This is a genomic window from Actinophytocola sp. (genome assembly GCF_045807065.1).
Lineage (GTDB): Bacteria > Actinomycetota > Actinomycetes > Mycobacteriales > Pseudonocardiaceae > Actinophytocola.
The window spans coordinates 1-6,558 of record NZ_JBJMIE010000008.1 but is presented as its reverse complement, the minus strand read 5'-3'; the positions used below and the strand labels follow the sequence as shown (position 1 = coordinate 6,558).

General features: G+C 71.0%; 6 protein-coding genes. All 6 read left to right on the top strand.

The genetic code is table 11. The annotated features are described in order from the left end of the window. Positions 1–163: 163 nt before the first annotated feature. Entirely contained in the window at positions 164–1,771 is a 1,608-nt protein-coding gene (locus ACJ73U_RS00280) for a class I adenylate-forming enzyme family protein (protein ID WP_407775424.1), read from the top strand. Continuing rightward, complete coding sequence (locus ACJ73U_RS00275) at positions 1,768–3,030, top strand: beta-ketoacyl-[acyl-carrier-protein] synthase family protein (RefSeq protein WP_407775423.1); 1,263 nt, start codon at positions 1,768–1,770, stop codon at positions 3,028–3,030. Before ACJ73U_RS00280 ends, ACJ73U_RS00275 begins: the two co-directional genes overlap by 4 nt. A gap of 36 nt (positions 3,031–3,066) precedes the next feature. Continuing rightward, the gene (gene hppD, locus ACJ73U_RS00270; RefSeq protein WP_407775422.1) at positions 3,067–4,134 is read left to right on the top strand and encodes a 4-hydroxyphenylpyruvate dioxygenase; all 1,068 of its coding nucleotides are present in this window, start codon (positions 3,067–3,069) and stop codon (positions 4,132–4,134) included. A 10-nt stretch (positions 4,135–4,144) separates the two neighbouring features. Further along, positions 4,145–5,053, top strand: a complete 909-nt coding sequence (locus tag ACJ73U_RS00265) for a phytanoyl-CoA dioxygenase family protein (protein ID WP_407775421.1) — start codon at positions 4,145–4,147, stop codon at positions 5,051–5,053. 24 nt (positions 5,054–5,077) lie between these two features. Continuing rightward, entirely contained in the window at positions 5,078–5,875 is a 798-nt protein-coding gene (locus ACJ73U_RS00260) for a DUF3050 domain-containing protein (protein ID WP_407775420.1), read from the top strand. Further along, the coding region (locus ACJ73U_RS00255; protein WP_407775419.1) for a methyltransferase at positions 5,872–6,558 on the top strand (687 nt) is incomplete at its 3' end. The genes ACJ73U_RS00260 and ACJ73U_RS00255, both read left to right, overlap by 4 nt.

The following is a 6,558-nucleotide window of genomic DNA, read 5'->3' as shown; positions in this document are numbered from 1 at the left end:
TGGTCTGCCTGTGCCCGACGGGCGACCCGAAGGCCGAGGGGCTGGCGCAGGCACGCCTGCTGCTCGACGACGGCGACGCGGACGAGGTACTGGTCGTCCTCGTCGAACAGGCCGGCGCGGGGGACTCCGCGCACGCCCTGCTGGTGGATGGAGGAGACAGACGATGAACGCAAAGGGCCTGCGCGCCGTCCTGGCCGCCGACCCGGACATCGGGGCGGGCAACGTGCTCAGCAGGGTGATCGCGCACGGCGCCGACCCGGGCGGCCCCGGGCTGATCTTCGACACCGAGGTCGACGGCCACCCCGCCGAGTACGAGTTCACCCTCGGTGAGCTGGACGCCATGGTGAACGCCCGCGCCGCGTGGCTCGCCGCGCGGGGAATACGCCGGCGCGACCCGGTGGCCGTGTGGGCGACCGCCGCGGCCGACACCGTGCTGAGCTTCCTCGCCCTCACCCGGATCGGCGCGATCCCCGCGCTGATGAACGGGAAGATGACCCCGGAGATCGCCGCGGAGTACATCCGCAGGCTGCGTGCCAGGGGCGTGCTCGCCGACGCCGCGCACACCGAGCTGCTGGCGGGCCACGACCTCGGCACGGAGCTCCTCGGCCAGCCGGCGGAGCTGGCGCGCGGGGACGCGGGCGCCGCACCGCCGCACTACCGCCACCACCAGGACGACCCGGTCGTCATCACGCACACGTCCGGCACCACCGGCGTGCCGAAGGCCGTGCTGCACCTGCACCGCACCCTGTTCGCCTCGCAGCGCCACCTGCTGGGGATGCCGCAGGCGCAGGGCACCAACCGGGTGCTCAACGCGCTGCCGATCCCGCACACGGCCACCGTGCTCATGGTCAGCCAGATCCTGTGCAACCGCGGGAAGATGCTCTGCCTGTCCCACCAGGACGGGCCGGCCGTGCTGGCCGCGATCGAGCGCTGGCACCCCGAGGCGGTGTACGGGTTCGCGGTCACCTGGGCCGACCTCGCGCGGTTCGACCTGTCCAGCCGGGACGTCGACTCCGTGCGGATGTGGTTCAACACCGGCGACTGCGCCCACGAGACGCACATCCGGCGGCTGGTCGCGGTGGGCTCGCGGGAGACCGTCACCCGCGCGGGGCGGCAACGGATCAGGGGCTCGCACTTCGTCGACGGGCTCGGCTCGTCGGAGATGGGGCACAACGGGTTCCACGTCACCCACACCCCCGACAGCGACCACTACGGGCGCCGCATCGGCCGGCCGTACCGGTTCGCCGAGGTGGTCGTGCTCGACGAGGACGGCGACGAACTGCCCGCCGGCACGGTCGGCAGGCTCGGGTTCCGGTCGCCGACGCTCTCGCCCGGCTACTGGAACGACTCGGTCACGACCTTCCGCGCACGCCTGAACGGCTGGTTCCTCACCGGGGACCTCGTGTACCGCGACGAGGAGGGCAACTTCTACCACGTGGACCGCGACCCGGACGCGGTCGTCGGCGACGGCTTCTACACCGCGCTGTCGGAGGAGCGGATCCTCGCCGCCTGCCCGGACGTCCTGGACTGCACCGTCGTGATCGTGCCCGAGGACGGGCGGATCGTCACCGACGTGCTGCTGGAGCTGGCACCCGACGCGGACCCGGACGCCGACCGCACCGAGGTCATCCGCGCCGCGCTCGGCGAACGGGTCGGCGGCACCCTCGACCGGGTCGTCGCCGTGGCGCCGGAGGACGTCCCGCTGACCGTGACCGGCAAGGTGCGCAAGTTCCTGCTGCGCCAGCAACACCTCAGCAGAGCGCCGGCATGACCGGGACCACGACCCCGGTGACGATCACCGGCATGGGCCTGCTGACCCCCGTCGGCCGGGGCGCGGCGGAGGTCTTCCACGCCCTGTGCGTCGGGAAGTCCGGCCTGTCCGTACCACCGGCGGGGCATCCCGCCGCGGCGTCGGTCGAGGTCGGCGGGTTCGTGCCGGACGTCGACCCGCGCACCGTGGTGTCCGGCCCGGCCGCCTCCGTCATGGACAAGACGGTGGTCCTGGCGCTGCTCACCGCGGCGGACGCGCTCGCCGACGCCGGCATCGAGGTCGGCCGCGACGTCGACCCGCACCGCATCGGCGTGGTCGTCGGCGGGGTCGGCGGCATGGCCATGCTGGAGACCCAGGTGCTCGCCCGCGGCGAACGCGGCCGGACGGCGGTGAGCCCGTACCTGCTCACCGGGGTCCTGCCGAACATGCCCGCGGCCAGGATCGCGATCACGCACGGCATCCGCGGCTACAGTTCCAGCCACGGCACCGCGTGCGCGTCCGGTGCGCAGGCCGTCGCCGACGGGTTGCGGCTGATCCGGTCCGGCGACGCCGACGTGGTGGTGTGCGGGGCGAGCGAGGCACCGCTCTTCCCGACGTTCGCGGACACCTTCGGCAACGCGCGGGCACTCGCCAGGCGGTGGGCCGACCCGACCGCCGCGAGCCGCCCGTTCGATCTGCGGCGCAACGGTTTCGTGCTCGCCGAGGGCGCCGGGATGCTCGTGCTGGAACGCGTCGAGCACGCGAACGCCCGCGGTGCGGCCGGCTACGCGGACGTGCGCGGCTGGGGCGCCACCACGGACGCCCACCACCCGACCACGCCCCGGCCGGACGGTTCCGGCGCGGCCGAGTGCATGCACAGGGCACTCGCGAACGCGGGACTCGAACCCGGCGACATCGGCTACGTCAACGCGCACGGCACGTCGACGAAGCTCGGCGACATCGCGGAGACCGCGGCGTTGGCGACGGTGTTCGGTGTGGACGGTCCACCCGTCAGCTCCACCAAGGCGCTGACCGGTCACATGCTCGGCACGTCCGGCGTCGTCGAGGCGGCGGCCAGCGCACTCGCGGTGGCCCAGGGCGTGCTGCCACCCACCCACAACCTGGACGAGGTCGACCCGGCGTGCCCGGGTCACCACATCCGGACCACGCCGATGGAGCGGGAGATCGACCACGCGCTGTCGAACTCCTTCGGCTTCGGCGGTCAGAACGTGAGCCTGGTCCTCGGCCGGGCGAGCACGGAGAAGAAGCGGAACGGTTAGGACCGCACAAGCGGAGCTTGCGGAGCGAATCTCATCATGAAACTTTCAGGCACAGACCACATCGAGCTGTACGTCGGGGACGCGCGACAGGCCGCGTTCTACTACTGCACCGCGTTCGGCTTTCGCATCGCGGCACAGGGCGGTCCGGAGACCGGGTTGAAGGGGCGGCGTTCGCTGTTGCTCACCCAGGGCGACATCCGGATGGTCCTCACCTCGCCGCTGGGGACCGACCACCCCGCGGCGGAGTTCCTGCACCGGCACGGGGACGGCGTCGCCGTGATCGCGCTGGAGGTCGACGACGTCGAGGCGGCGTACGAGGAGCTGGTGCACCGGGGTGCGGCGCCGGTGGCCGCGCCGGTCCGGTACGCCGAGGGCGACGCGGTCGTGACCACCGCCGAGGTCAGCGGGTTCGGCGACGTGACGCACCGCCTGGTGCAGCGCGGCGGACCGAGGACCGAGTTCCTCCCCGGCGTGTTCCGCATGTCCGACGTGGACGAGACGGCCGGCGGCGACCTGCTGCGGATCATCGACCACTTCGCGGTGTGCGTGCCGGCGGGGCAGCTCGACGCGACGGTGGCGCACTACCGGGAGGTGTTCGGGTTCGCGCAGATCTTCGAGGAGTACATCGAGGTCGGCGAGCAGGGCATGTTCTCCAAGGTCGTGCAGAGCCCGTCGAAGCAGATCACGCTGACGCTGATCGAGCCGGACACGAGCCGCCGGCGCGGGCAGATCGACGACTTCCTGACCTGGCACGGCGGCGCCGGGGTCCAGCACGTCGCGTTCACCACCGACGGCATCACCAGTACCGTCGGCGCGCTCGCCGCCCGTGGCGTGCGGTTCGCCAACACCCCGCCCAGCTACTTCGACGCGCTGGCCGAGCGGGTGCGCGACCTGGCGGTGCCGGTGGAGGACCTGCGGGCCGCCGGCGTGCTCGTCGACCGGGACCACTGGGGCCAGCTGCTGCAGATCTTCACCGAGTCGATGCACGTCCGCAGGACCCTGTTCCTGGAGATCATCGAGCGCCGGGGTGCGCTCACCTTCGGCAGCGGCAACATCAAGGCACTGTACGAGGCCAAGAACCGCGAGCTTTCCGGCGTCGCGTGAGGAGTAACCCGTGACCACCACACAAGAGTTCACCCTGTCCGAACAGGACGCGGCGCTGCTGCCGTCGGATGCCGACGTCGCGTTCTACGCCGAGCACGGCTGGTACCTGTCCAAGAAGCTGTTCACCGACGCGGAGGTCGACGAGCTGGTCGAGGCCAGCGAGCGGTACTACGCGGGCGAGCGGTCCCGCCGGCTGCCGGCGCGCCCGCCGCGGCTCGCCTACTGGACGCCGGACCAGGGCGACGTCCAGCGGCACAACGACTACGTGCACTACGAGAGCGACCCGCTGGCCAAGCTCCTGCTCAAGCCGCTCATCGGCGCGGTGGCCGCCCGGCTGGCGCGGGCGGCGGAGATCCGCGTCTTCCAGTCGACGCTCATCTACAAACCGCCGATCGCCGCGGAAAAGTCCAACATCGTGCCGTGGCATTTCGACAAGCACTACTGGGCGTCCTCCTCGTCGGAAAACATGCTCACCGCGTTCATCCCATTTCACGACTGCGACGAGGAAATGGGCACCATCACGATGGTGGACGGCAGCCACCGGTGGCGCGAGATCGGCACCGACGACAGCACGACCCGCCATTTCGCGGAACGGGACCGGTCGCAGCTCGAGGAGATGCTGAGCGAGAACGCGGCGTACAACGGCGTCGAGGTCCACAAGGTTCCGATGGTGATCCCCAAGGGCCACATGAGTTTCCACCACTGCAAGACCTACCACGGCAGCGGCGCCAACGTCAGCGCGCGACCGCGCCGTGCCGTTTCCCTGCACCTGCAGGACGGGGCGAACGAATTTCGCAATTATCCGTTGTCGGACGGCAGTTCCGCGTTCTACAATCATGACAGCCTGGTCCGGAAAACACCGGACGGCCGCCCGGACTATGCGGATCCGGATTACTGCCCCGTTCTGTGGCGCGGTTGAAATCACTTCCACTGAGGAGACCAGATGTCCAGGTATGACTGGGGGCAGACGCATCCGGGGATCGAACGGCTCGAGAAGTCGGTCGCGGCGGCTCGCGACCGGGTCGTCCAGCATCCGCTCTACGCGGGTCTGGACACGCACGAGGCCGTCGTCACGTTCATGGAGCACCACGTGTTCGCGGTGTGGGACTTCATGTCGCTGCTGAAATCGTTGCAGCGCAACCTGACCTGCGTCACGGTGCCGTGGGTCCCGACCGGTCCGACGGGCAGTCGCCGGCTCATCAACGACATCGTGATGGTCGAGGAGTCCGACGAGTTCGGCGACGGCTTCATCAGCCACTTCGAGCTGTACGTCGAGGGCATGCGGCAGGCGGGCGCGGACACCGCGGCCATCGACGAGCTCATCGACCGGCTGCGTGGCGGCGCCACGGTCACCGCCGCGCTGGCGGGCGCCGGGGTGCCCGCGCCAGCGGTGGAGTTCGCGCGCACCACCTGGCACATCATCGAGGACCTGCCGGTGCACTGCCAGGCCGCGGCGTTCGCGTTCGGCCGGGAGGACCTGATCCCGGACATGTTCACCCAGGTCGTGGCCATCAACGAGCGCAGCGGCAAGCTCGGCACGTTCGTCGACTACCTGGAGCGGCACATCGAGGTCGACGGCGAGCAGCACACCCCCATGGCCATGCAGATGGTCACCGACCTGTGCGGCGACGACGAGCGGAAGTGGCAGGACTGCGCCGAGACGGTGAACACCGCGCTCGCCGCCCGCGCGCGCCTGTGGGACGACATCCTGGCAGCCATCAAGAACCACGCGCACGGATGACGACGGCCGTGGCGGAGACATCGGTGGCCGGCGGGTTCGCGCGGCGCAAGCTCCTCGGCATCCTGTCGAGCAGCTGGGTGGCCCAGTGCTGTTACGCCGTGGCGAAGCTCGGCGTGCCGGACCTGCTGGCCGACGGCCCGCGCGCGGTGGACGACCTCGCCGCGCGCTGCGGGGCCGACCCGGACGCGCTGGCGCGCCTGCTGCGGGGCATGGCCTCGATCGGCCTGTTCCGCAGGACCGCGCCGAGGACCTACGCGCTGACCTCGGTCACCGAATGTCTCCGCTCGGACGTGCCGCACTCGCTGCGGCAGATGGCGGTGCTGGACGGCGAGGAGGTGTTCCGGTCCTTCGCGGACATCCTGCACACGTTGCGGACCGGGGCACCGGCCTTCGACATGCTCTACGGCGAGCCGTTCTACGACTACGTCAACGCGAACCACGGCCTGGCCGCGACCTTCGCCGACGCCATGAACGCCAACCGGCTGCCGGCCACCCTCGCGTCGTGCGACTTCACGGGCGTCGACACGCTCGTGGACGTCGGCGGCGGCAGTGGCGGCCTGCTGGCCGAGGTACTGCGGGCACACACCGCGATGCGCGGGGTGCTGCTGGAGCTGCCGGAGGCGGTCCGCCAGGCGGGCAAGAAGCTCGCCGAGGCAGGGCTGGCCGGCCGGGTGGAGCTGGTC

What these genes read in the sequence shown, in the direction of transcription:
- ACJ73U_RS00280 (WP_407775424.1), top strand. Translation starts at nt 164, where the DNA reads ATGAACGCAAAGGGCCTGCGCGCCGTCCTGGCCGCCGACCCGGACATC.
- ACJ73U_RS00275 (WP_407775423.1), top strand. Translation starts at nt 1,768, where the DNA reads ATGACCGGGACCACGACCCCGGTGACGATCACCGGCATGGGCCTGCTG.
- hppD (WP_407775422.1), top strand. Translation starts at nt 3,067, where the DNA reads ATGAAACTTTCAGGCACAGACCACATCGAGCTGTACGTCGGGGACGCG.
- ACJ73U_RS00260 (WP_407775420.1), top strand. Translation starts at nt 5,078, where the DNA reads ATGTCCAGGTATGACTGGGGGCAGACGCATCCGGGGATCGAACGGCTC.